We start from the raw sequence: 21250 nt of genomic DNA on the forward strand, positions 1-21250 counted from the left end.
CGGCACTGTACGTGCGGGCTCGGTACGCTCGGCGGGTAACCCCGGACGAAGAGAGCACCACCGTGACCCACCCCCTCCTGGACCTTCCGCCGCTCACCGCGGAGCGCTTCGCGTCGATCGAACAGGGGGTCGCGGACCTCCTCGCCACCCGGCAGGACGTGGTGATCACCCAGGGCGAGGCACTGCTGCCGCTGGAGGGGTGCATCCGGTCGGGCGCCCGGCCCGGTTCGACGGCGCTGAACGTCGTCACCGGCCCCTACGGGACCACCTTCGGCAACTGGCTGCGCGACTGCGGCGCCACCGTGGTGGACCTGGCGGTCCCCTTCGACACGGCGGTGACGGCGGAGCTGGTGGCGGGAGCGCTGGCCGAGCACCCGGAGATCGACTTCGTCTCGCTGGTCCACGCGGAGGCGGCGACCGGCAACACGAACCCGGTGGCGGAGATCGGCGAGGTCGTACGGGCGCACGGGGCGCTGTTCATGCTGGACGCGGTGGCGTCGGTGGGCGCGGAGCCGCTGCTCCCGGACGCGTGGGGCGTGGACCTGTGCGTGATCGGCGCGCAGAAGGCCACGGGCGGCCCGGCGGGCGTGTCCGCGGTGTCGGTGTCGCAGCGCGCGTGGGAGCGGTTCGCGCAGAACCCGGCGGCGCCGCGCCGCTCGTACCTCTCGCTCCTGGACTGGAAGGAGCGCTGGATCGACGGCGGGCGCGAGACCCTGCTGCACGCCCCGGCGCAGCTGGAGATGCTGGCGCTGGAGGCCTGCCTGGACCGGATCGCGGCGGAGGGGCTGTCGTCGGTGACGGCCCGCCACGCGGCAGCCGCGGCGGCGACGCGCGCGGGCGCGGCGGAGCTCGGCATCGCCCCGTACGTGGGCCGGGCGGCGGAGGCCGCGCCGGTGGCCACCACCCTCAGGATCGCGGGCGCCTCGCAGGTGGTGGCCAAGGCCCTGGCCGCGGACCCGTCGGCCCCCCTCGCCGCGGGCGGCGGCGCGCTCGCGCAGGAGATGGTGCGGGTCAACCACTACGGCACGGCGGCTTCGCTGCCCGTGGTCCGGGCCTCGCTGACGGCCCTCGCGGCGGCCCTGGGGGCCGAGCCCGCCGCGGCGCTCGCCGCGGCGGAGTCGGCCTGGGCGGCCGCTCGGGCCTGAGCCCGTCAGGACAGGGCGTCCAGCAGCCGGTCCACGTCCGCCTCGGTGGTGTAGAGGTGGAACGAGGCCCGCAGGGCGCCCCCGCGGGCGGAGGTGGCGATGCCGGCCGCCAGCAGGGCGGGCTGGCGGTCGGCGAGCCCCGGCACCGAGACGATGGCCGCCTCGCCGGGCACCGGCGCGTGGCCCAGGCGGGCGAGGCCGGCCCGGTAGCGGGCGGCCAGGGCGGTGTCGTGCGCGTGGATGGCCTCGATGCCGATCCGCTCCAGCAGGCCCAGCGAGGCCTCGGCCGCGTGGTAGGCGAGGAAGGCGGGGGACTCGTCGAACCGCCGTGCGTCGTGGGCCAGTTCCCGCATGGGTCCGTAGATGTCGTCCCACAGGGACTCCGCCGTCACCCAGCCGGCGTGCAGCGGGGTCAGGGTGCGCTGGGCCTCCTCCGACACGGTCAGGTACGAGGCCCCGCGCACGGCGAGCAGCCACTTGTACCCGCCGGTGACCGTGTAGTCGTACGGGGAGGCGTCGAAGGGCAGCCAGCCCACCGCCTGCGTCGCGTCGACCAGCATCCGGGCCCCGTGCGCGGTGGTCGCCGCGCGCACGGCGGCCAGGTCCGCCATCCGCCCGTCCGCGGACTGCACGGCGCTCAGCGAGACCAGTGCGGTGTCCGGGCCGACGGCCTCGGCGAGGGTCTCCAGCGGCGCGAAGCGGACCTTGAGGTCGCCCCGCACCATGAAGGGGTTGATCACGGAGCCGAAGTCGTCCTCCGCGCAGAGGACTTCGGCGCCGGACGGGAGGGAGGCGGAGACGAGGCCGACGTGGGTGGACACGGCCGAGCCGACGGCCACCCGCTCCACGTCCACCCCGACGAGCCTCGCGAAGACGGCCCGGGCCCCGTTCACCCGGTCGAAGTCGCCGAATCCGGCGGGGATTCCGGCCCCCGCCGCCTCGGCCAGCTCCCGTACGGCGGCGACGGCGGAACGCGGCAGCACCCCGCAGTTGGCGGTGTTGAGGTAGGCGGTGGAGTGGGTGAACTCGGCACGGGCCGCTTCGGCGAGGGGAAGATCCATGCGTTCCACTCTGCGCCAGGACGGACCCAAAGTCCATTGCCTGGTTTTACGTGTCGAGCCAAAGAAGTGCTTATACCTGCGGGACCGCACACGCCCCGTCGGGCTCGCACGCCTCGGCTCCGGCGGCCGGTTCGGGCACCTCGCGCCCGGCCCAGGCCTGCTCCAGGGCGCGGGTGAACACCTCGGCCGGCTGTCCGCCGGAGATCCCGTAGCGGCGGTCGAGGACGAAGAACGGCACGGCGTTGGCGCCCAGTTCGGCGGCCTCGCGCTCGTCGGCCCGGACCTGGTCGGCGTAGGCGGAGTCGTCGGCGAGAACGGCGCGGGCCTCGGCCTCGTCCAGCCCGGCCTCGACGGCGAGCGCGACCAGCACCTCGGGGTCGAAGACGGACCGCTCCTCACCGAAGTTGGCCCGGTAGGCCAGGTCGAGGAGCTCCTCCTGGCGGCCCCGGGCCTCGGCCAGGTGCAGCAGCCGGTGGATGTCGAAGGTGCTGCCGTGGTCCCGCCCGTCGATCCGGTACTGCAGACCCTCGGCGCGGGCACTGGCCGCGACGTGCTCCTCCATGCCGCGCGCCTCTTCGAGGGTGCGGCCGTACTTCTTGGCGAGCATCTCGGTGACGGGCGCGGTGACGCCCTTGGCGGCGTTGGGGTCGAGCTCGAAGGACCGGAAGACGACCTCCACCTCGTCGCGGTGCGCGAACTCGGCCAGCCCCTTGGTGAAACGGGCCTTGCCGATGTAGCACCAGGGGCAGGCGATGTCGCTCCAGATCTCGACGCGCATGATCCTTCTTCTCTCCGGGTCCGGTGGGACGAAACAGTTCTCGCTTCAACGACCCGGGGGCCCGTCTCATTCCCCGGACGGCGGGGGCACCGAGAGCCACAGGACGCGGTGGGAGCCGGCGGCGGCGGAGTGCGGGTCCGGGAGCCAGCCGTGGGTGGCGTAGAAGGCCTGGGCGCGGAGGTTGTGCGCGTAGACCTCGAGGCGGACCCGGTGGATTCCGGCGCGGCGCCAGGCGTCGAGGCAGGCCGCGTGGAGGGCGGCCCCGGTGCCCTTGCGCCAGTGGACCGGGTCGACGTGGAGCTGGGTGAGGGTGGTCTCGCCGTCCGCGGTGCGGAAGGCGGCGACCCCGGTGAGTTCGCCGTCCTGCTCGGCGCACAGGACCCCGCCGTCGGCCTGGGCGCGGGCGACGGCCCGGGACCAACCCTCGCGGGTGCGGGCGAGCTCGGCCGCGCCGCTGTAGACCTCCTCGGGGACGCGGCCCTTGTAGTAGGTCGCGCGGGCCCGGGTGTGGAGGGCGGCGATCGCGTCGAGGTCGGCGGGGCGCGCGGCTCTGATCATGGAAAGGGAAACGCGCCGGGAACCTTGTCGGTTCCCGGCGCGTCGGCCGCACGGCCCGCGTGGCTACTTCTTCAGCCACGCCTCCATCATCTTCTGGGCGATGGGGGCGGCCAGCTTGCCGCCGCCGATCTCGGAGCGGTCGGTGTCGGAGTTCTCGATCACGATGGCGACGGCGATCTGCTTGCCGTTCAACTTTCCGTACGAGGTGAACCAGGCCAGCGGAGGCAGGCTGTTGTTCACGCCACGCTGGGCGGTACCGGTCTTGCCGCCCACCTCGGCGCCCGGCACCTGGGCGCTCTTGCCGCCGCCCTCGGTGGCGACCGTCTTCATGGCGTCGCGCAGCATCGAGGCGGTCTTCTCGCTCATGACCTGCTGGGACTTCGGGTCCTTGAAGCTCTCCAGCACGTTGCCGCCGGCGTCGGTGACCTCGGAGACCATGTGCGGGGCGACGAGCTTGCCGCCGTTCTCGATCGCGGCCGTCACCATCGCCATCTGGAGCGGGGTGGCCTGCACGTCGAACTGGCCGATACCCGTCTGCGCGACCTGGTCGACGGACATCTTCTTCGTCGGGTACTTGCTCGGCGGGTTGGTGCGGACCGGGGTGTCGATCTGCGTGTTGAAGCCGAGCTTCTCGGCCATCGCGCGCATCTTCTCCTGGCCCAGCCTGTGCGCGAGGTCGGCGAAGACGTTGTTGCAGGACAGCCTGAGGGCGGTGCGCGGCGAGACGTTGTTGCACATCTCGTCCGGCACCTCGCTCTTCAGCTTGGTCTTCGTGCCGGGGATCGTGTAGTCGCCGGGAACGGAGGTGTTCTGGTCGATGGAGGAGACCAGCCCGTCCTCGATCGCCGCGGCGAGGGTCACCAGCTTGAAGGTGGAGCCGGGGGCCTGCGGCTTGCGCAGGGCGACGTTCTCCATCGCCTTGCCCTTGTCGGCGGACAGCTCCTCCCAGGCCTCCTGGTCGTTGGCACCCGTGATCCGGCCCGGGTCGAAGGAGGGGTTGTTGACGACGCCGAGGATCCGGCCCGTCGCGGGGTCGATGGCGACGGCCGCGCCCTGCTTGCCCTGGAGCGCGTCGTACGCGGCCTTCTGCACGTCCGGGTCGATGGTGGTCAGGACGTTGCCCGGGGCGGCCCGCTTGTTGGTGAGCATGTCCATCATCGTCTTCAGCCGGCTGTCGGAGCCGTTGAGGATGTTCTTGTAGACACCCTCCAGCATGCTCGTGCCGAAGGCCTGGGAGCTGTAGCCGGTGATCGGCGCGTAGAGCGGGCCGTTGGTGTAGGTCCGCTTGTAGCCGAAGTCCTTGCCGCCCGTCTTGGCCGAGCCGGTGATCGCCTCCCCGCCCACGATGATGTTGCCGAGCGGGTTCTCGTACTGCCCGATGAGGTTCCGCCGGTTGTTCTTGTCGTCTGCGAGGGCCTGGCCTTGGTATGCCTGCACCCAGGTGACACGGACCAGCAGGGCCAGCACCAGAAGCAGACAGAAGACCGACGCACGCCTGATCGTCTTGTTCATCCCCCAGAAGGACGCACCAGCGGCCCCGGGCGTTCCGCTCTGCCCCGATTGTGGCGGGGTTCTCAGCTTTTCCTCATGAAACCTCCCTCGTAGGCCGCGATGACGGCCTGGGTGCGGTCGCGCGAGCCGGTCTTGGCGAGGACCGCCGCGACGTGGGTCTTGACCGTCTGCGGGCCGACCCCGAGGCACTCGCTCATCTCGTGGTTGGACAGTCCGGTGGCCATCAGGCGCAGGACGTCGGCCTCCCGGTCGGTGAGCCGGGCCACCCAGGGCGCGGCGGGCGGGGCGCCGGCCGTGTGCGCCGCGGCGAGGGAGCGGACGGCGGCCGGGAAGAGCAGCGAGTCCCCGCGGGCGACGAGCCGGACCGCGCCGATCAGCTCGTCCGGGTCGGCCCGCTTGAGCAGGAACCCGGAGGCTCCCGCGCGCAGCGCCCCGTAGACGTACGAGTCGTTCTCGAAGGTGGTGACGACCACGATGCGGGGCGGCTCGGCCATGGTCGCGAGGATCTGCTCGGTCGCCCGGATCCCGTCGATCTCGGGCATCCGGACGTCCATCAGCACCACGTCGGGCGCGAGGGACCGGACCAGCGGCACGGCCTCGGCGCCGGTGGCCGCCTCGCCCACGACCTCCAGGTCGGCTTCGGATTCGAGGATGACCCGCAGGGCGGTGCGGACCATCCGCTCGTCGTCGCAGAGCACGATGCGCAGGGGCGGCCGGGCCGCCGGGGCCGGTGCGCTCATCGGTCGCCGCCCGCGAGCGGGAGGACGGCCCGCAGCCGCCACCGGCCCTCGTGCGGGCCGGCCTCGACACTGCCGCCGAGGAGCGCGGCCCGTTCGGCGGCGCCGCGCAGACCGCGGCCCCCGGTGGTCCGGGGCTCCCGGTCCTGCGGTGCGGCGGGCGGATTGGTCATGGTGATCTCCAATTCACGGTGTCCGGTCCCTTCCCGGCCCCGGACGCGGATCCGCAGTTCCACCGGGCCCGCGCCGTGGCGCAGTGCGTTGCTGAGGCCTTCCTGGACGATCCGGTACGCCTCGCGGGAGGCGATGGCCGGAAGGCCCTCCCAGTCCTGGGCGGGTCCCGGGTCCTGGTGGGCGGTGACGGGGGTGCCGGCGGCCCGGGTGCGGGCGAGGAGCCCGTCGAGGTCGGCGGCGAGGGTCGGCGCGGGCGCGGCGTCCGGCCGGGCCGGGTCCCCGTCCCGCAGCAGGCCCAGTACGGCGTCCAGCTCGCCCACCGTCCGCCGGGTGGTGTCCTCGATCGCGGCCAGCGCCTCCCGTACGAAGGCGGGGTCGCTGTCGAGCACCCGGCGGGCGGCGACCGCCTGGAGGGTGACGGCGCTCAGCGCGTGCCCCACCGCGTCGTGCAGCTCCCGGGCGAGCCGGTTGCGCACGGCCAGGTCCGCGGCCCGCTCCTCGGCCGCGGCCAGCCGGTCGGCGGCCGTCGGCCCGAGCAGTACGGGCGCCAGCCGGGCCAGCAGCGCCCCGGCCCCGGCGGCGCACAGCGCGAGGGCGGCCAGCAGGCCGAACCCGAGCAGGGGGGCCACGTACGGATCGGCGCTCGTGGAGAACCAGCCCAGTCCGAGCTCGATCGTCCGCGGTTCGCTCACGAGCGGCAGGCTGATCAGCAGCACCGCCATGGGCGGGACCGCCAGGGTCATCCCGCTGATCACCGCGCCGACCCCCAGGTGCAGGGTCCACCAGGCCGAGGCCCGTCCCCGAGCGGCCCAGGACCGCGCCGGCCCCTCGGCCAGCCCCTCCCCCGGCACCCCGCACATGGCCCGTACGGCGGTCACCGACAGCGGCCGGACGAGCCCGAAGACGGCGGTGGCCGCGGCGATGGGCAGGGCCGCCGCGTAGGCGGCGAGCATCAGCGGGAAGGAGCTGAAGGCATTGACCCCGCCGGCCGCCATGCCGACCCCCACCTGGGCGAGCAGGAAGTAGGGCATCAGCAGCGCCCCGCCGAGGATCAGGTGGATCCAGCGCAGCCGGGCCCGCGCCCCCAACAGCCTGCTCAGGCCCTCGCGCATCACCCCTCGCGTCGGGATATGAGGAACCGGGCGAGGACGGCGGCGGCGAGTGATCCGGTGATCATCTGGCCAGCGTAGATCAACTGGGCCGTCCCGGAGGGCCCTTCACCACCGTCCAACTGCGGTCCCAGCGTGGCGATCAGCATCCAGGTCCCCCAGCTCAGGGTCGCCCCCGCCCCGATCCAGGCGAGGCCGAGCGGCCACCGCGCCCGTATCTCCCCGCCGCGGGCCAGGAGCAGCGCCCCCGCTCCGGCGCCTAGCGCGCACATCCCGTGGACCGCGGTGACCACGGCCCTCGCCGTGGAGAACCCGGCCACCTGCTCGGCATCCAGCCCGGCCGTACCGCCGAAGGCCCAGTAGGCGTGCACCGCCGCGATCGCCAGACCGGTCGCTGCCGCGGCTGCCGCCACCACCCCCGTGGACGACGGCAGCCCCAGCCCCAGCACGCCCTGCCACCGCCGGCCCCAGCGCTCCCGCGCATAGGGCACGAACAGTCCGGCCAGGGCGAGTCCTTGGACCGTGAATCCGGTGTAGACGACGTTGAACACCCAGGGATCCAGGAAGGGCTCCCGCACCGCCTCGGCGGCGGGATCCGCCCCGAAACCGAGCGCCCGTATGAGCAGTTGCCCCGGGAACGCGAGGAGGATCGGGGTCAGCAGTCCGGTCGCGACGAACACCGGGACGGCGAGCGTCCAGGCCGGCACCCGTATGCCCCAGGGCCTGGTGAACACCAGCACGAGCAGGATCACGCAGGCGTCCATCGCCACCGTGACGGCATTCGCCGCGATGAGGAACGGCTCCGGATCCAGCAGCGGGCTGCCGTCCGGTATCCCGATCCGGCTCCCGGCCAGCCAGGCGGTCTTGAGCGCCAGATAGGGCACGGTGGCGGTCAGGGCGACCGCCCGCAGGATCTGCCGCCCGGTCCCCGGGGCGGGGGCCGACCGCTGGGACTCGTACGTCGACGGGTGGACTGCTCGTGTGGTCATGCCTCAACGGTCCCGTGTCCGCCGCCCCGCCACCTCCCCCTCCAAGGGGAACCGCCTCCCCCGGGCGGGGGAGGAACCGTCACCTCCGCCGCGTCACCTCCGCCGCGTCACCTCCGCCGCGCGACCTCCGCCGCCTCGGATCCACCGCCTCGGATCCGCCGCCTCGGATCCGCCCCGTCACATGCGCCGCGTGACCACCGACAGCCGGTCCCGCGCCTCGAACAGCGCCGCCTTGATGACCTGTTCGTGCCCCGCCGTCAGCCGCGCCACCGGCACCGAGCAGCTCACCGCGTCCCGCGCCGGCGTCCGGTACGGCACCGCCACCCCGAAGCAGCGCAGCCCGAGCGTGTTCTCCTCCCGGTCCACCGCGTACCCCTGCTCCCGCACCAGCGCCAGCTCCTCGATCAGCTGCTCCCGGTCGGTGATCGTGTGCTCGGTGACCGCTTCCAGCCGCCGCGGCAGCAGCCCCCGCACCTCCTCGTCCGTGTGCGTGGCCAGCAGCGCCTTGCCCAGCGCCGTGGAGTGCACCGGCAGCCGCCGCCCGACCCGGGTGAAGGGCCGCAGGTAGTGCTGGGACTGACGGGTCGCGAGGTACACCACGCTCGTCCCGTCCATCCGGGCCAGGTGGATGGTCTCCGTCGTGTCGTCGGAGAGCCGGTCCAGGGTGGGCCGGGCCGCGGCGACCACCTCGTCGCCGTCGATGTACGAGCTGCCGACCAGCAGCGCCCGTACGCCGATGCCGTAGCGCGTGCCCGTCGCGTCCGTCTCCACCCACCCCAGGTTCACCAGCGTGCGCAGCAGCATGTACAGGCTGGACTTGGGCAGGGAGAGGTCGTTCTGGATGTCGGCCAGGCTGTGCAGCCCGGGCCGGGCCGCGAAGTGTTCCAGCAGCACGACGGTCCGGACCGCCGATTTGACCGCCGCCGCCTGGGCCGGGGGCCCCGCCTCGGTCGTCGTCATGCGCGCGCTTCCCCTCTGGTCGCCTCTTGTCACGCGGAGGACGCGGAAATAGAGTCCGCAGCAGATGTGATCATTCATCCACCGGAACGGCGTTCAGAATACTGAACGATCCAGGAGGCAGCGGGTCATGACGACGACACCAGTCTGGAGTGTGGACCCCCGCACCGGGAAGCAGCGCGAGCAGGTTGCGGTGGAGGCCACACCCCGGGAGGTGGACGAAGCCGTACGAGCCGCCCACGCGGCCCGCGGCGCGCTCGCCGACGCCGGCGCCCGCGCCGCCTTCCTGCGTACGGCCGCCGCGCTGCTCGACGAGGCCGCCGCGCACGTCATCGAGGCCGCCGATGCCGAGACCGCGCTCGGCCCGGGCCGGCTCACCGGCGAGCTGGCCCGCACCACCGGCCAGCTGCGCGCCTTCGCGGACGCCGTGGACGAGGGGGCCTACCTCGACGTCCGGATCGACCGCGCCGATCCCTCCCTCAGCCCCCCGCGCCCCGAACTGCGCCGCTACAAGGTGCCGCTCGGCGTGGTCGCCGTCTACGCCGCCTCCAACTTCCCGCTCGCCTTCTCCGTCCCCGGCGGGGACACCGCGAGCGCCTTGGCCGCCGGCTGCCCGGTGGTCGTCAAGGCGCACCCCGACCACCCCGCCACCTCCGAGCTGTGCGCCTCGCTGCTGCGCCGGGCGGCGGTCGCCGCCGGGCTGCCGGCCGAGGTGGTCTCCGTGGTCCACGGGTTCGAGGCCGGTCTGGAGCTCATCCGCCACCCGCTGGTGGCCGCCGCCGGATTCACCGGTTCCATCCGGGGCGGGCGGGCCCTGTTCGACGCGGCCGCCGCCCGGCCCGTGCCCATCCCCTTCCACGGGGAGCTCGGCTCCCTCAACCCCGTCGTGGTCACCCCGGCCGCGGCCGCCGAGCGCGCCGAGGAGATCGGTACGGGCCTCGCGGGCTCGGTCACCCTCGGCGTCGGCCAGTTCTGCGTGAAGCCCGGCCTGGTCCTGGTCCCCGAGGGCACGGACGGCGACCGGCTGGCCGGTGCGCTGACCAAGGCGCTCGGGGAGACCGAGCCGGGGGTGCTGCTCGACCACCGGATGCGGGAGAACTTCGTCGCCGGGGTCCGCGAGCGGGCCGCGCTGCCCGGCGTCGCCGCACCCGTCACCCCCGGCTCGGGCGGGGAGCACACCGTCGGGGCGGGCTACCTGACCGTGCCGGCGCCGCGCCTGCTGGAAGGCGGGTCGTACGAGGTCCTGCTGGAGGAGTGCTTCGGTCCGGTGACCGTCGTCGTCCGGTACGCCGACCAGCGCGAGGCGGCCGCGGTGCTCGGCCTGCTCGACGGGAACCTGAGCGCCACCCTCCAGCTGTCGGCCGCCGAGACCGAGGGCGCGCCGGGCCCGGCCTCCGAGCTGATCGCCCAGGTCACGGGGCTGGCGGGCCGGATCGTGGTCAACGGCTGGCCGACCGGGGTCGCCGTGGCCCCGGCCCAGCACCACGGCGGGCCGTACCCGGCCGCGACCTCGCACTCCACCTCCGTCGGCGGGACCGCCATCGAGCGCTGGCTGCGGCCGGTGGCATACCAGTCCGTGCCGGACGCGCTCCTTCCGGCCGAGCTGCGCGAGGCCAACCCGCTGGGGCTGCCGCGCAGGGTGACGGGGGGCTGAGCGGAGGCGGCCACGGGCCGGTCCGGGGCCGAAGGCGCCACGGGGCCGGGCCGGGGCCGCCACGGGTCGGGACCGGGGCCCGGCGGTCCGGCGGTCCGGGCCGGGCGAAGGCCGCCGGGTCGGTGTCGGGACACCGACAGCCGGGCGGGGTGCCGGGCGGCGGCTCCGATGCCGCTAATTGCGTTGCCGCCTCCGCCCCGGGCGGGGCAGGCTGCGGCTCATGCCGAAGCCGCACGGGTTCACGTACGAACAACACCGCGACCACTCCGTCGTCATCACCCACCAGGGCCGCACCGCAGCCACCCTCCGCGGGAGCCGGGCCGACAAGTTCCTCGCCGAGGTGGGGGCCGGCGACGCGCAGCTGGTGATGGCCCGCTGGACCGGCTCGTACAAGTTCGGCAACGAGCGGACGGCGAGGAACCACCCCCGCAACCGTCGCTGAATCCGTACGGAATCCCGCGCGAGGGTAAGGGAACGGCAAAGCACCCTCGGTCGTTCTCCGGGCATGACCGCTATGACCCCTGGATCCAACCTGCCGCTCAATGCCGTCCGTGTGACGGTGGACGTGGCCGCGCCGGTGCGACTCGACGTATCGGCCCTGCTCCTCACGGCGGACGGCAAGGTGCGCTCCGACGCCGACTTCATCTTCTTCAACCAGCCCACCGGGCCCGGCGTCGGCTACCGGTCCGGCGGCGGCGCGGCGCCCGACTCGATCACCGTGGACACCGGCGCCCTGCCCCCGGGCATCGAGCGGATCGTGGTCACGGCCAGCCCCGACGCGGCCGGGCAGACCTTCCAGGGCGTCGAGCCCACCGCCACCGTGCGCAACGCCGACGGCGGCGCGGTGATCGCCACCTTCACCCCGCCGCAGCTGGGCTCCGAGACCGCGCTCGTCGTGGTCGAGGTCTACCAGCGCGGCGGCGTGTGGAAGGTGCGCGCGGTCGGCCAGGGGTACGCGAACGGCCTCGCCGGCATCGCGACCGACTTCGGCGTCTCCGTGGACGAGGAGCCGGCGGCCGCGGCCCCCGCGCCCGCGGCCGTCGCCCCGCCCGCGCCTCCGGCGCCCCCCGCTCCCCCGGCCTCCTACCCGGCCTCCCCCTGGCTCGGCGGCGCCACGACGCCCACGCAGCCGACCCCGGCCGCGCCCCCGGTCCCGGCGGCCCCCGCCCCCGCGGCCGCCGCACCCGGCACCGGGAAGATCAACCTGGACAAGGGTCGGGTGAGCCTCCAGAAGAACCAGACCGTCTCCCTGGTCAAGGGCGGCCGCCCGCTGCTCTCCCAGGTCAAGATGGGCCTGGGCTGGGAGCCCGCCTTCGGCGGCCGCGCCATCGACCTCGACGCGTCCGTCATCGCGTACGGCCCGCAGCGCAACCACATCGACAGCTGCTACTTCGGCAAGCTGTCGATCCTCGGCGGCGCGATCAAGCACTCGGGCGACAACCTGACGGGCGAGGGCGCGGGCGACGACGAGGTCATCGTCGTGGACCTCGGCCGGATCCCCGCCGACGCCACCGGCCTGGTCTTCACGGTCAACTCCTTCTCCGGGCAGAAGTTCACCGAGGTGGCCAAGGCCTACTGCCGGCTGATCGACGCGGCGAGCGGAGAGGAGCTGGTGCGCTTCGACCTCACCGGTGCCGAGCCGCAGACCGGGGTCATGATGGCGAAGCTGATCAAGCAGTTCTCCGGGGAGTGGGAGATGACGGCCATGGGCGAGTTTGTGAAGTCCCGCACAGTGCGCGGGATGGTCAAGCCCGCCGCACAGGCACTCTGAGCAGGTGGGCGGGCACATGGCGGCACACCGGGATGCGGCGGGTGATGGATGCCACGCGTAATCCGGGGGTGGCTGTCAGTGTCCGCCCGTAGCCTTGAAGGCATGCACCAGTCACTCACCCCCGCGGGGCCCGCCCGCCCGTCCGCCGCAGAGGCGAACGAGGCGATACGGCACCTTGTCGAGACCCGGGTGGACGGCGAGTGGCCCTCGGAGGCGTATGAGTTCCTCCTCGCCGAGTGGGCCGCGGCCTCCCGGTCGGAGGTTTCCGCGGCCCAGTAGGCGCCGCCGCGCCGGCGGCGTCGGCGGCGCGGCGTCAGTGCGCGCGCCGCCACGGCCCGGTGATGGCCAGCATGATGCCCGGGTCCTGGATGTTGGCGTACAGCGTGCGCCCGTCGGGCGAGAAGCAGACACCGGTGAACTCGGAGTACTCCGGCTCCTCGGCCGTCCCCACGTTCAGCTCGTTGCGCGCCAGCGGGTAGGTGCGGCCCGATTCGGTCGCGCCGAACAGGTGCTGGAGGCCCGAGCCGTCCTCGGCGATGACGAGGCCTCCGTACGGCGACACGGTGATGTTGTCGGGGCCGTCGTAGCCGCCGTCCACCGACGGGTCGGCGTTCACCCCGATCAGGACGGTCAGCCGGACCGTGCGCCGCTTGGGGTCGTAGAACCACACCTGGCCGTCGTGCGCCGCGCCCGGGCTCTCCTCACGGGCGTAGGAGGAGACGAAGTACGCGCCGCCGTCGGCCCACCACATGCCCTCCAGCTTGCGCGCCCGCGTCACGACCCCGTCCGCGAACTGCTTGCGCACGGGCACGGTCCGCGCGTCACGGTCCGTCACGTCCACCCAGTCGACCCCGTACACGGTGCCGATCTTCGTGGCGCGCGAGAGGTCGTCGACGAAGCGGCCCGAGCTGTCGATGCACTTGGCGGCCTGGAGCACGCCGGCGTCGGCCGCGAGCGTACGGAGCCTGCCGCGCCCGTGGCGGAAGCCGCGGGGCGGGGTCCATCGGTAGAGCAGTCCGTTGGGGCCGGAGGCGTCCTCGGTCAGGTAGGCGTGGCCCTGGCGCGGGTCGATGACGACGGCCTCGTGCGCGTACCGCCCGAAGGCCTTGATCGGCTTCGGGTCGCGGTTGGCGCGGCGGTCGTGCGGGTCGACCTCGAAGACGTAGCCGTGGTCCTTGGTCATGCCGTTCTTGCCGGCCAGGTCCTCGGTCTCCTCGCAGGTGAGCCAGGTGTCCCAGGGGGTGGACCCGCCCGCGCAGTTGGTCGACGTACCAGCGACGCCCACCCATTCGGCGACCTCGCCGCCGCGCCTGACCTCGACGACCGTGCAGCCGCCGGCCGCGGCCGGGTCGTAGACCAGGCCCTCGGTGAGCGGGACGGGGTGGGCCCAGCTCTCCCGCTTGCCCTTGAGCTCGTGGTTGTTGACGAGGAGGGTGACCCCCCGGTGGCCCTCGAAGGCGGCGGTCCCGTCGTGGTTGGACGGGGTGATCTCGCCGGACTCCAGCTTGGTGACCCCGCTGTGCGTGATCACGCGGTACGCGAATCCGGCGGGGAGGGCGAGGATGCCGGCCGGGTCGGGGACGAGGGGGCCGTAGCCGGGCTCGCAGGGCCGCCCGTGCTCGTCGCGGCTCGCGCTGTCGTCCGCGGCCAGTGCCCCGGGTGCGGTGGCGAGGGCGCCGACGGTCCCGGTGAGCGCGACTCCCGCGCCGGCGATGACGGTGCGGGCGGTGAAATCTCTACGGCTGAGCGGCATCGGGTCTCCAGGGGTGGGGAGGTGGTGCGCCTGTCGTGCGGTCGTCGGCGCACACGCTCCCGCCCGCAGGTGAACGGCGGCTGAACTACCCGCTACGCCGAGCCGACCCCTTGTCCGCGGCCGGAATGGCCAACTCCGCCCCATGAACGGCGCGTTGTCGACGCCCTGCCCGGACGTGACAGTGTGGTGCCATGACCATTGAGGTGCGACCGGCTTCGGTGTTCGGGGACGTCCGTGCGGTGCTCGGGCCGAAGTCGCCGACGGCCAACGTCTGCTGGTGCCTGAGCTACCGGATCCCGTCCAAGCTCAACAACGAGCTGCGCGGGCCGGAGCGCGGTGAGTACGTCGCCGGGCTGTGCCGTGCGGACCCCCCGCCGGGGGTGCTCGCCTACGACGGCGACGAGCCGGTCGGCTGGGCCGCGGTGGCACCGCGCTCGGACACCGCCTTCGCGCACAGCCGGAAGATCCCGCACGTCGACGACCTGCCGGTCTGGTCGCTGTGGTGCGTCCGCGTGCGACCCGGCCACCGGAAGCAGGGGATCTCGCACGCCCTCATCGCGGGCGCGGTCGATTTCGCCCGCGCCCAGGGCGCGCCGGCGATCGAGGCGTACCCGCTCGACAACGGCGACGCCAAGGTCGACCTGACGATGGCGTACGCCGGGATCCGGAAGAACTTCGAACGCGCCGGGTTCACCCACGCCGCCGACACCACCTCGGTGCTGGCCGGTCATCCCCGGATCCTGATGCGGCTCGACCTGCGCTGAGGGAACGGAAACGGCCGGCCCGGCGCCGTGGGCGCCGAGCCGGCCGGGGGACAGTGCGAGGTCCGGGCCTGGGTCCGGTCCTTAGTCCGTGCCGAATTCCATCGCGGCGCGGTCCAGCATCTCCTCGTCTTCGGAGACCTCACCGCGGGAGGCGATGGCCTCGGCGCCGCCCTCCGGCATGCTGCCGATCAGCCCGGTCGCGGCCGCCTGGGCGGCGCCGATGGCGGGGCTGCCGGTGCCGATCAGGCCGAGGCCGGCGTACTGCTCCAGCTTGGCGCGCGAGTCGGCGATGTCGAGGTTGCGCATGGTGAGCTGGCCGATCCGGTCCACCGGGCCGAACGCGGAGTCCTCGGTGCGCTCCATGGACAGCTTGTCCGGGTGGTAGCTGAACGCCGGGCCCTTGGTGTCGAGGATCGAGTAGTCCTCGCCGCGCCGCAGCCGCAGGGTGACCTCGCCGGTGACGGCGGAGCCGACCCAGCGCTGGAGCGACTCGCGCACCATCAGCGCCTGCGGGTCGAGCCAGCGGCCCTCGTACATGAGGCGGCCGAGGCGCCGTCCCTCGTTGTGGTACTGCGCGAGGGTGTCCTCGTTGTGGATCGCGTTGACGAGGCGCTCGTACGCGGCGTGCAGCAGGGCCATGCCCGGGGCCTCGTAGATGCCCCGGCTCTTGGCCTCGATGATCCGGTTCTCGATCTGGTCGGACATGCCCATGCCGTGGCGGCCGCCGATGAGGTTGGCCTCCATCACCAGGTCGACGGGAGAGCCGAACTTCTTGCCGTTGATCGTGACGGGGCGGCCCTGGTCGAAACCGATCGTCACGTCCTCGGTGGCGATCTCGACCGAGGGGTCCCAGAACCGCACGCCCATGATCGGCTCGACGGTCTCGACACCCGTGTCGAGGTGCTCCAGGGTCTTGGCCTCGTGGGTGGCGCCCCAGATGTTGGCGTCGGTGGAGTAGGCCTTCTCGGTGCTGTCGCGGTAGGGGAGGTCGTGGGCGAGGAGCCACTCCGACATCTCCTTGCGGCCGCCGAGCTCGGTCACGAAGTCGGCGTCGAGCCAGGGCTTGTAGATCCGCAGGTGCGGGTTGGCGAGCAGACCGTAGCGGTAGAACCGCTCGATGTCGTTGCCCTTGAAGGTCGAGCCGTCGCCCCAGATCTGGACGTCGTCCTCGAGCATCGCCCGGACCAGCAGGGTGCCGGTGACGGCGCGGCCGAGCGGCGTCGTGTTGAAGTAGGCGCGCCCGCCCGAGCGGATGTGGAACGCGCCGCAGGTGAGCGCGGCCAGGCCCTCCTCGACCAGCGACGCGCGGCAGTCGACGAGGCGGGCGATCTCGGCACCGTAGGTCTTCGCACGGCCGGGCACCGAGGCGATGTCGGGCTCGTCGTACTGGCCGATGTCGGCGGTGTAGGTGCACGGGACGGCACCCTTGTCGCGCATCCAGGCGACCGCGACGGAGGTGTCGAGGCCGCCGGAGAAGGCGATGCCGACGCGTTCGCCGGCGGGCAGGGAGGTGAGGACCTTGGACATAGGAAGAGTATGCATCACTGCGTATGTTCATGCAAAGGGTCCAGGTCCGATCGCCTCCCGAGCCGGGCGGGCGGCCGCGTCAGGGCCGCCGGGACCGGGCCTTGAAGGCGGCCTTGCGGGCCTCCTTCGCGGCCTTCTTGTCCGGGTGCAGCCGGCCCATCGCCTCCAGGACGTAGGCCGTCGACGGGTGCTCCACCCGCCACACCTCGTCGAAGAACCCCGCGTGGTGGGCGGTCAGGGTCTCCATGAGGAGCGGCAGCTCCTCGGTCTCCCCGTCGGCGGCGAGCTGCGCCGCGATCGTGTCGACCGTCAGCCAGAACACCATCGTCCCGTCCGGCGCCGGTACGTCGGCCACCCCGCGCTCGGCCAGCCAGACGCGGGCGAGCCCCCCGAGCTCGCCGTCGTCCAGCACCGCGCGGACCGCGGGCTCGGCCTCCGGCCCGGCCGGGGCGAGGGCCTGCTGGCAGCGCAGCCGGCGCAGCGGGGCGCCCGGGTCGTCACCGCGCGCCGCGTCCAGCAGCTCGGCCACGGCGGCGGGTACCGCGCGGCGGGCCAGCCACAGTTCCATCTCGGCCTGGGCGGCGCCCTCGGGGTAGGCGGAGACCACGTCGAGCAGCGCGTCCGCGCCCTTGTCGGCCAGTTCGCCGACCGCGGGGGCCTCGACCCCGGCCTCCAGCATCCGGGCGCGGACCCCGTACAGGCCGAGCGGGGTCAGCCGGACCATTCCGTAGCGGGAGACGTCCTCGTCGTCCGGGCCGGCGCCCGCGCCCGCTGCGATCTCTTCGTCGTCCGCCTCCGCCATCAGCTCCTCGTCGACCGGCTGGTACTCGACCAGCCCGATCGGCTCCAGCTGCCGGAACTGGTCGTCCAGGCGCATCATCGCGTCCGAGACCTGTTCCAGGACCGCGTCCGTCGGCTCCCCCATGTCGTCGGGCACGACCATGGACGCGGCGAGCACGGGCAGCGGAACCGGTCCCTCCGCCGCCCCGCCCTCGGCGACGGTGAGCAGGTAGAGGTTGGCGAGGACCGCGTCGAGGAAGTCCGCCTCCCGGCGCGGGTTCCAGTCCAGCTGGTCGAAGTCGATCTCCCCGCCCGCGTCCAGCGCGTCGACGAGGTCGTCCAGGTCGGGTACCGCCGCGTCCGCGAGCACGGTGTCCAGGGCGGCCAGCCACAGGTCGAGCACGTCGCCGGGCGCACCCCCCGTCACCAGGGCCAGGTCCTCACCGGGCTCGGCGGTGCCGGCCTCTTCCGCTCCGGAGTCCCCGCCCTCCTCCTCCGGTTCGGTCACGTCGACCAGGCCGGTGTCCACGGCCACCCGCCAGGCCTGGCTCGCGTACACCGCGGACTCCGGGTCGGCCGCGTCGAGGCCGAGCACCTCGGCAGCCTCGGGGAGCTGGGCGGCGACGAGTTCACCGCCGATGTCGATGCGGGTGTCGGGCCCGGCCCAGCGGGCCAGCCGCACGGCGCGGGCGAACAGCGGGGCGACGAGGGCGTCGCGGGCCAGTTCCGCATCGGAGTGCAGCCGTACCGGCGGCAGCGTGGGGTGCGGCTCTGCGGACATGGGGCGGTTCTCCTCGCGGACGCGGTGGGACGCGGTGGGGGCGGGCCGTGACGGTCCGTCGGACGGTTCGCCCGGTCGGCCCTTCGACCCGGTCGGACGGCCGCTTGGTCGGCCGGTCCGGCGTCCCAGCGTAGACGCAATTCGGGCGCGGGCGGCGGGCCATCGCCTTTGGTTCATCCCACAGTCAGCTGCCGTCTTCCCTGGAGGCCTTGACAACTTTGCTGGGCACACAGGAAATTGACGCGCGTAGATGTTTCGGGAGCCGCAAGCCTCCCGCAGATCTCGCGGATCTCACTGCCACACCCTCATGCTTCTCACTCATCCCACACCGGAGTTCCCGCCCATGCGCTCCTCGCATCCCCGTTCCGCCGCCGTCGCGGCCCTCGTCGCCACCGCGCTGGCCACCGGCCTGCTCGCGGGCTCCGCCGACGCGGCCGAAGGCGCCGTGTCCGCCGATCCGATACGCATCCACGACATCCAGGGCACCACCCGGATATCCCCGCTCAACGGCAAGCAGGTCGCCGATGTCGAGGGCATCGTGACGGGCGTGCGCACGTACGGCTCGCGCGGTTTCTGGATCCAGGACCCGAACGCCGACGACAACGACGCCACCAGCGAGGGCGTGTTCGTCTTCACGAGCTCCGTCCCGACCGTCGCCGTGGGCGACGCGGTCAAGGTCTCCGGCACCGTCGGCGAGTACGTCCCCGGCGGCCTGAACTCCGGCAACCAGTCGGTGACCCAGATCTCCAAGCCGACGGTCACCGTGGTCTCCTCGGGCAACGCGCTCCCCGAGGCCACCGCGATCAACGAGTACTCGGTGCCCGCCGAGTACGCCCCGGCCGGCGACCCCGCCGCCGCCGGCAGCATCAACGGCCTGACCCTGGAGCCCTCGCGCTACGCCCTGGACCACTACGAGTCCCTGGAGGGCATGAACGTCAAGATCGGCACCTCGCGCGTGGTCGGCGCCACCGACCCGTACTCGGAGCTGTGGGTCACGGTGAAGGGCTGGGAGAACACCGCCAAGCGCGGCGGGACCATCTACGGCTCCTACGAGTCGCAGAACACCGGCCGCCTCCAGATCCAGCAGCTCGCGCCGATCGCCCAGCAGCCCTTCCCGGTGGCCAACGTCGGCGACAGGCTGACCGGCACCACCGAAGGCCCGCTGGACTTCAACCAGTTCGGCGGCTACACCCTGGTGGCCCGCACCCTCGGCACCGTCAAGGCGGGCACCCTCGCCCCCGAGAAGACCAAGGCGCAGGCCGCGAACGAGCTCGCGGTGGCCACGTACAACGTCGAGAACCTCGACCCGACCGACCCGCAGGAGAAGTTCGACAACCTGGCGAAGGCGGTCGTCGAGAACCTGGCCTCCCCCGACATCCTCGCCCTGGAGGAGATCCAGGACGACAACGGCGCCAAGAACGACGGCACGGTCTCGGCCGAGCAGACGCTGACGAAGTTCACGGCGGCGATCGCGGCCGCGGGCGGCCCCGCCTACCAGTGGCGGACCGTCAACCCGGAGGACAAGAAGGACGGCGGCGAGCCCGGCGGCAACATCCGCCAGGTGTTCCTCTTCAACCCGGCGCGGGTCTCCTTCACCGAGCGCGCCCCGGGTGACGCGGTGACGGCGACCGGCGTGGTCAAGGAGCAGGGCAAGGCCGCCCTGACCCACTCCCCCGGCCGGATCGACCCCGCGAACCCGGCGTGGGCCGACAGCCGCAAGCCGCTGGCCGGCGAGTTCACCTTCCGCGGCAAGACGGTCTTCGTCATCGCCAACCACTTCGGCTCCAAGGGCGGCGACGAGGGCCTGACCTCGCACCACCAGCCGCCGGTGCGCTCGTCGGAGGCCAAGCGGCTGCTCCAGGCGCAGGCCGTGAACGGCTTCGTGAAGGAGATCCTGGCGGCGGAGAAGAACGCGAACGTCCTCGTCCTCGGCGACATCAACGACTTCGAGTTCTCGGCGACGACGAACGCGCTGGCCGACGGCGGCGCGCTGTACCCGGCGATCAAGTCGCTGCCGAAGGCGGAACGGTACTCCTACGTCTTCCAGGGCAACGCGCAGGTGCTGGACCAGATCCTGACGAGCCCGGCGATCAAGTCCTTCACGTACGACAGCGTGCACATCAACGCGGAGTTCTCGGCGCAGAACAGCGACCACGACCCGCAGGTGCTGCGCTTCCGCCCGTAGTCCGGCGGATCCCCCAGGCTGCAGAGGGCCCGGCCGCCGTCCCGGCCGGGTCCTCTGCCACACTCCTGGCCATGATCTTCCGTACCGCCACGCGCGAGGACCTGCCCGCCGTGCTCGCCCTGCCGGCCGACGAGGAGCGGGTGGTGGACCCGGCCTCGATCGTGGTCGGCGAGGCGCACGAGCGGGCCTTCGCCGCCATCGAGGCCGACCCCCGCAACGAGATGCTCGTGCTCGCGGAGCCGGGCGGCGGGAGGGTGGTCGGCTGCCTGCAGCTGACGTACGTGCCGGGCCTCGGGCAGAACGGCCGGGAGCGGGCGCTGGTGGAGGCGGTACGGATCCGAGCGGACCGGCGCGGCGCGGGGCTCGGCGAGGAGCTGATGGGGCTGGCGGTGGACCGGGCCCGCGAGCGCGGCTGCGGCCTGGTCCAGCTGACCAGCAACAAGCGGCGCGGTGCCGCGCACCGCTTCTACGAACGGCTGGGCTTCGCGCGCAGCCACGAGGGTTTCAAGCTGTCCCTGGAGCCGTAGCGGGGCGGTGACGGGGAGCCCTGGCAGGGGCCGTTCCCGGACAAGGTGGGGACTTTCGGCCCTGGCGTGACGCTCACCACATCCCTACCCAATCGACCGCATGTGGTGTTGAGTGGCCCCACGCCCGATCTTGCACCGCCTCGTACCCCGTACTCCGCACTCTCCGGAGGACCGCGTGTTCCCCTCCATCTCCCTCGCCCAGGAAATCGGCCTCGCCGTCCTGCTCGTCGCCGCCCTCGTCTGGGTCGTCGGCCTCGGCCACATGCTGTGGGACAGCCGCTTCCACCACCCGGAGCCCGGCGCCTTCGAAGGCCTGTCGGTGATCCCGGCCCAGCGCACCGCCGCCGCGCACCCGATGGAGTCGGTGGAGCTGACCGAAGCGGAACAGCAGGCCTTCGCCGGCCTGATCCGCACGATCCCGCTGCGCTGACGCGAGGCACACCCGCGACGACGGCGACGCCCTCCCACCCCGGACGGGGTGGGAGGGC

Annotated in this window: 20 protein-coding genes; 9 read left to right on the forward strand and 11 right to left on the reverse strand. The window is 73.1% G+C overall.

Annotated features, from left to right (window positions below; all coding sequences use genetic code 11):
* Positions 1-62 precede the first annotated feature (62 nt).
* Positions 63-1145 (forward strand): pyridoxal-phosphate-dependent aminotransferase family protein, encoded by a 1083-nt coding sequence (locus ACFWBN_RS25945; RefSeq protein WP_385179490.1) that lies wholly within the window; start codon positions 63-65, stop codon positions 1143-1145.
* A gap of 5 nt (positions 1146-1150) precedes the next feature.
* On the opposite strand, the gene ACFWBN_RS25950 is transcribed toward ACFWBN_RS25945, so the two are convergent.
* The 8 genes from ACFWBN_RS25950 to ACFWBN_RS25985 form a co-directional block, all read right to left on the reverse strand.
* A complete protein-coding gene (locus ACFWBN_RS25950; RefSeq protein WP_385179491.1) occupies positions 1151-2206 on the reverse strand; it encodes an aminotransferase class V-fold PLP-dependent enzyme in 1056 nt (351 codons plus the stop codon).
* Positions 2207-2276: 70 nt separating this feature from the next.
* Complete coding sequence (locus tag ACFWBN_RS25955) at positions 2277-2984, reverse strand: DsbA family oxidoreductase (RefSeq protein WP_385179493.1); 708 nt, start codon at positions 2982-2984, stop codon at positions 2277-2279.
* Between the two features lie 66 nt (positions 2985-3050).
* Entirely contained in the window at positions 3051-3542 is a 492-nt protein-coding gene (locus tag ACFWBN_RS25960) for a GNAT family N-acetyltransferase (RefSeq protein WP_385179495.1), read from the reverse strand.
* Between the two features lie 63 nt (positions 3543-3605).
* Positions 3606-5054, reverse strand: coding sequence for a peptidoglycan D,D-transpeptidase FtsI family protein (locus ACFWBN_RS25965; RefSeq protein WP_385179497.1), 1449 nt, complete (start codon positions 5052-5054; stop codon positions 3606-3608).
* A gap of 62 nt (positions 5055-5116) precedes the next feature.
* Positions 5117-5794 (reverse strand): response regulator, encoded by a 678-nt coding sequence (locus ACFWBN_RS25970; RefSeq protein ID WP_385179498.1) that lies wholly within the window; start codon positions 5792-5794, stop codon positions 5117-5119.
* On the reverse strand, positions 5791-7077 hold the full coding sequence (locus ACFWBN_RS25975) for a sensor histidine kinase (RefSeq protein WP_385179500.1): 1287 nt from the start codon (positions 7075-7077) through the stop codon (positions 5791-5793). Before ACFWBN_RS25975 ends, ACFWBN_RS25970 begins: the two co-directional genes overlap by 4 nt.
* Positions 7077-8063 carry a hypothetical protein gene (locus ACFWBN_RS25980; RefSeq protein ID WP_385179502.1) on the reverse strand — a complete coding sequence of 329 codons (987 nt, stop codon included), beginning with the start codon at positions 8061-8063 and terminating at the stop codon, positions 7077-7079. The genes ACFWBN_RS25975 and ACFWBN_RS25980 overlap by 1 nt, the downstream gene beginning before the upstream one ends.
* Before the next feature lie 177 nt (positions 8064-8240).
* A complete protein-coding gene (locus ACFWBN_RS25985) occupies positions 8241-9023 on the reverse strand; it encodes an IclR family transcriptional regulator (protein ID WP_385179504.1) in 783 nt (260 codons plus the stop codon).
* Positions 9024-9150: 127 nt separating this feature from the next.
* Between ACFWBN_RS25985 and ACFWBN_RS25990 the strand changes: the two genes are divergently transcribed.
* The 4 genes from ACFWBN_RS25990 to ACFWBN_RS26005 all read left to right on the forward strand — a co-directional run bounded on the left by ACFWBN_RS25990 (position 9151) and on the right by ACFWBN_RS26005 (position 12724).
* Entirely contained in the window at positions 9151-10674 is a 1524-nt protein-coding gene (locus ACFWBN_RS25990) for an aldehyde dehydrogenase (NADP(+)) (RefSeq protein WP_385179506.1), read from the forward strand.
* A 220-nt stretch (positions 10675-10894) separates the two neighbouring features.
* On the forward strand, positions 10895-11116 hold the full coding sequence (locus ACFWBN_RS25995; RefSeq protein WP_385179508.1) for a hypothetical protein: 222 nt from the start codon (positions 10895-10897) through the stop codon (positions 11114-11116).
* 72 nt (positions 11117-11188) lie between these two features.
* A complete protein-coding gene (locus ACFWBN_RS26000; RefSeq protein ID WP_385179532.1) occupies positions 11189-12445 on the forward strand; it encodes a TerD family protein in 1257 nt (418 codons plus the stop codon).
* Positions 12446-12547: 102 nt separating this feature from the next.
* Positions 12548-12724 carry a hypothetical protein gene (locus tag ACFWBN_RS26005; RefSeq protein ID WP_385179510.1) on the forward strand — a complete coding sequence of 59 codons (177 nt, stop codon included), beginning with the start codon at positions 12548-12550 and terminating at the stop codon, positions 12722-12724.
* Between the two features lie 34 nt (positions 12725-12758).
* Here ACFWBN_RS26005 and ACFWBN_RS26010 read toward each other — a convergent pair whose 3' ends face one another.
* Positions 12759-14198, reverse strand: coding sequence for an alkaline phosphatase PhoX (locus tag ACFWBN_RS26010; protein WP_385179511.1), 1440 nt, complete (start codon positions 14196-14198; stop codon positions 12759-12761).
* Positions 14199-14389: 191 nt separating this feature from the next.
* Here ACFWBN_RS26010 and ACFWBN_RS26015 point away from each other — a divergent pair, with 191 nt between their 5' ends.
* The gene (locus tag ACFWBN_RS26015) at positions 14390-14962 is read left to right on the forward strand and encodes a GNAT family N-acetyltransferase (protein WP_385179513.1); all 573 of its coding nucleotides are present in this window, start codon (positions 14390-14392) and stop codon (positions 14960-14962) included.
* 81 nt (positions 14963-15043) lie between these two features.
* Here the strand turns inward: ACFWBN_RS26015 and argG are convergent, their stop codons facing one another.
* Together argG and ACFWBN_RS26025 are read right to left on the reverse strand one after the other, a co-directional pair.
* Positions 15044-16489: an argininosuccinate synthase gene (gene argG, locus ACFWBN_RS26020; protein ID WP_385179514.1), complete on the reverse strand. Its 1446-nt coding sequence runs from the start codon at positions 16487-16489 to the stop codon at positions 15044-15046.
* A 79-nt stretch (positions 16490-16568) separates the two neighbouring features.
* Positions 16569-18050, reverse strand: coding sequence for a hypothetical protein (locus ACFWBN_RS26025; RefSeq protein ID WP_385179515.1), 1482 nt, complete (start codon positions 18048-18050; stop codon positions 16569-16571).
* A 343-nt stretch (positions 18051-18393) separates the two neighbouring features.
* Between ACFWBN_RS26025 and ACFWBN_RS26030 the strand changes: the two genes are divergently transcribed.
* From ACFWBN_RS26030 to ACFWBN_RS26040, 3 genes are all read left to right on the forward strand, one after another.
* Positions 18394-20235, forward strand: coding sequence for an endonuclease/exonuclease/phosphatase family protein (locus ACFWBN_RS26030; protein WP_385179517.1), 1842 nt, complete (start codon positions 18394-18396; stop codon positions 20233-20235).
* 71 nt (positions 20236-20306) lie between these two features.
* The gene (locus ACFWBN_RS26035; protein WP_385179519.1) at positions 20307-20762 is read left to right on the forward strand and encodes a GNAT family N-acetyltransferase; all 456 of its coding nucleotides are present in this window, start codon (positions 20307-20309) and stop codon (positions 20760-20762) included.
* A gap of 175 nt (positions 20763-20937) precedes the next feature.
* Positions 20938-21192 carry a hypothetical protein gene (locus ACFWBN_RS26040; RefSeq protein ID WP_385179521.1) on the forward strand — a complete coding sequence of 85 codons (255 nt, stop codon included), beginning with the start codon at positions 20938-20940 and terminating at the stop codon, positions 21190-21192.
* Positions 21193-21250: the final 58 nt, after the last annotated feature.

This window comes from Streptomyces sp. NPDC059989, from assembly GCF_042736975.1.
GTDB lineage: Bacteria > Actinomycetota > Actinomycetes > Streptomycetales > Streptomycetaceae > Streptomyces.

Excerpts from the sequence above, each read along its gene's own strand:
- ACFWBN_RS25985 (WP_385179504.1), bottom strand. The coding sequence starts at position 9,023 with ATGACGACGACCGAGGCGGGGCCCCCGGCCCAGGCGGCGGCGGTCAAA.
- ACFWBN_RS25975 (WP_385179500.1), bottom strand. The coding sequence starts at position 7,077 with ATGCGCGAGGGCCTGAGCAGGCTGTTGGGGGCGCGGGCCCGGCTGCGC.
- ACFWBN_RS25990 (WP_385179506.1), top strand. The coding sequence starts at position 9,151 with ATGACGACGACACCAGTCTGGAGTGTGGACCCCCGCACCGGGAAGCAG.
- ACFWBN_RS25950 (WP_385179491.1), bottom strand. The coding sequence starts at position 2,206 with ATGGATCTTCCCCTCGCCGAAGCGGCCCGTGCCGAGTTCACCCACTCC.
- ACFWBN_RS25965 (WP_385179497.1), bottom strand. The coding sequence starts at position 5,054 with ATGAACAAGACGATCAGGCGTGCGTCGGTCTTCTGTCTGCTTCTGGTG.
- ACFWBN_RS26025 (WP_385179515.1), bottom strand. The coding sequence starts at position 18,050 with ATGTCCGCAGAGCCGCACCCCACGCTGCCGCCGGTACGGCTGCACTCC.
- ACFWBN_RS25980 (WP_385179502.1), bottom strand. The coding sequence starts at position 8,063 with ATGACCACACGAGCAGTCCACCCGTCGACGTACGAGTCCCAGCGGTCG.
- ACFWBN_RS25970 (WP_385179498.1), bottom strand. The coding sequence starts at position 5,794 with ATGAGCGCACCGGCCCCGGCGGCCCGGCCGCCCCTGCGCATCGTGCTC.
- ACFWBN_RS26030 (WP_385179517.1), top strand. The coding sequence starts at position 18,394 with ATGCGCTCCTCGCATCCCCGTTCCGCCGCCGTCGCGGCCCTCGTCGCC.
- ACFWBN_RS25995 (WP_385179508.1), top strand. The coding sequence starts at position 10,895 with ATGCCGAAGCCGCACGGGTTCACGTACGAACAACACCGCGACCACTCC.
- ACFWBN_RS26015 (WP_385179513.1), top strand. The coding sequence starts at position 14,390 with ATGACCATTGAGGTGCGACCGGCTTCGGTGTTCGGGGACGTCCGTGCG.
- ACFWBN_RS25960 (WP_385179495.1), bottom strand. The coding sequence starts at position 3,542 with ATGATCAGAGCCGCGCGCCCCGCCGACCTCGACGCGATCGCCGCCCTC.
- ACFWBN_RS26005 (WP_385179510.1), top strand. The coding sequence starts at position 12,548 with ATGCACCAGTCACTCACCCCCGCGGGGCCCGCCCGCCCGTCCGCCGCA.
- argG (WP_385179514.1), bottom strand. The coding sequence starts at position 16,489 with ATGTCCAAGGTCCTCACCTCCCTGCCCGCCGGCGAACGCGTCGGCATC.
- ACFWBN_RS26000 (WP_385179532.1), top strand. The coding sequence starts at position 11,189 with ATGACCCCTGGATCCAACCTGCCGCTCAATGCCGTCCGTGTGACGGTG.
- ACFWBN_RS26035 (WP_385179519.1), top strand. The coding sequence starts at position 20,307 with ATGATCTTCCGTACCGCCACGCGCGAGGACCTGCCCGCCGTGCTCGCC.
- ACFWBN_RS25955 (WP_385179493.1), bottom strand. The coding sequence starts at position 2,984 with ATGCGCGTCGAGATCTGGAGCGACATCGCCTGCCCCTGGTGCTACATC.
- ACFWBN_RS26010 (WP_385179511.1), bottom strand. The coding sequence starts at position 14,198 with ATGCCGCTCAGCCGTAGAGATTTCACCGCCCGCACCGTCATCGCCGGC.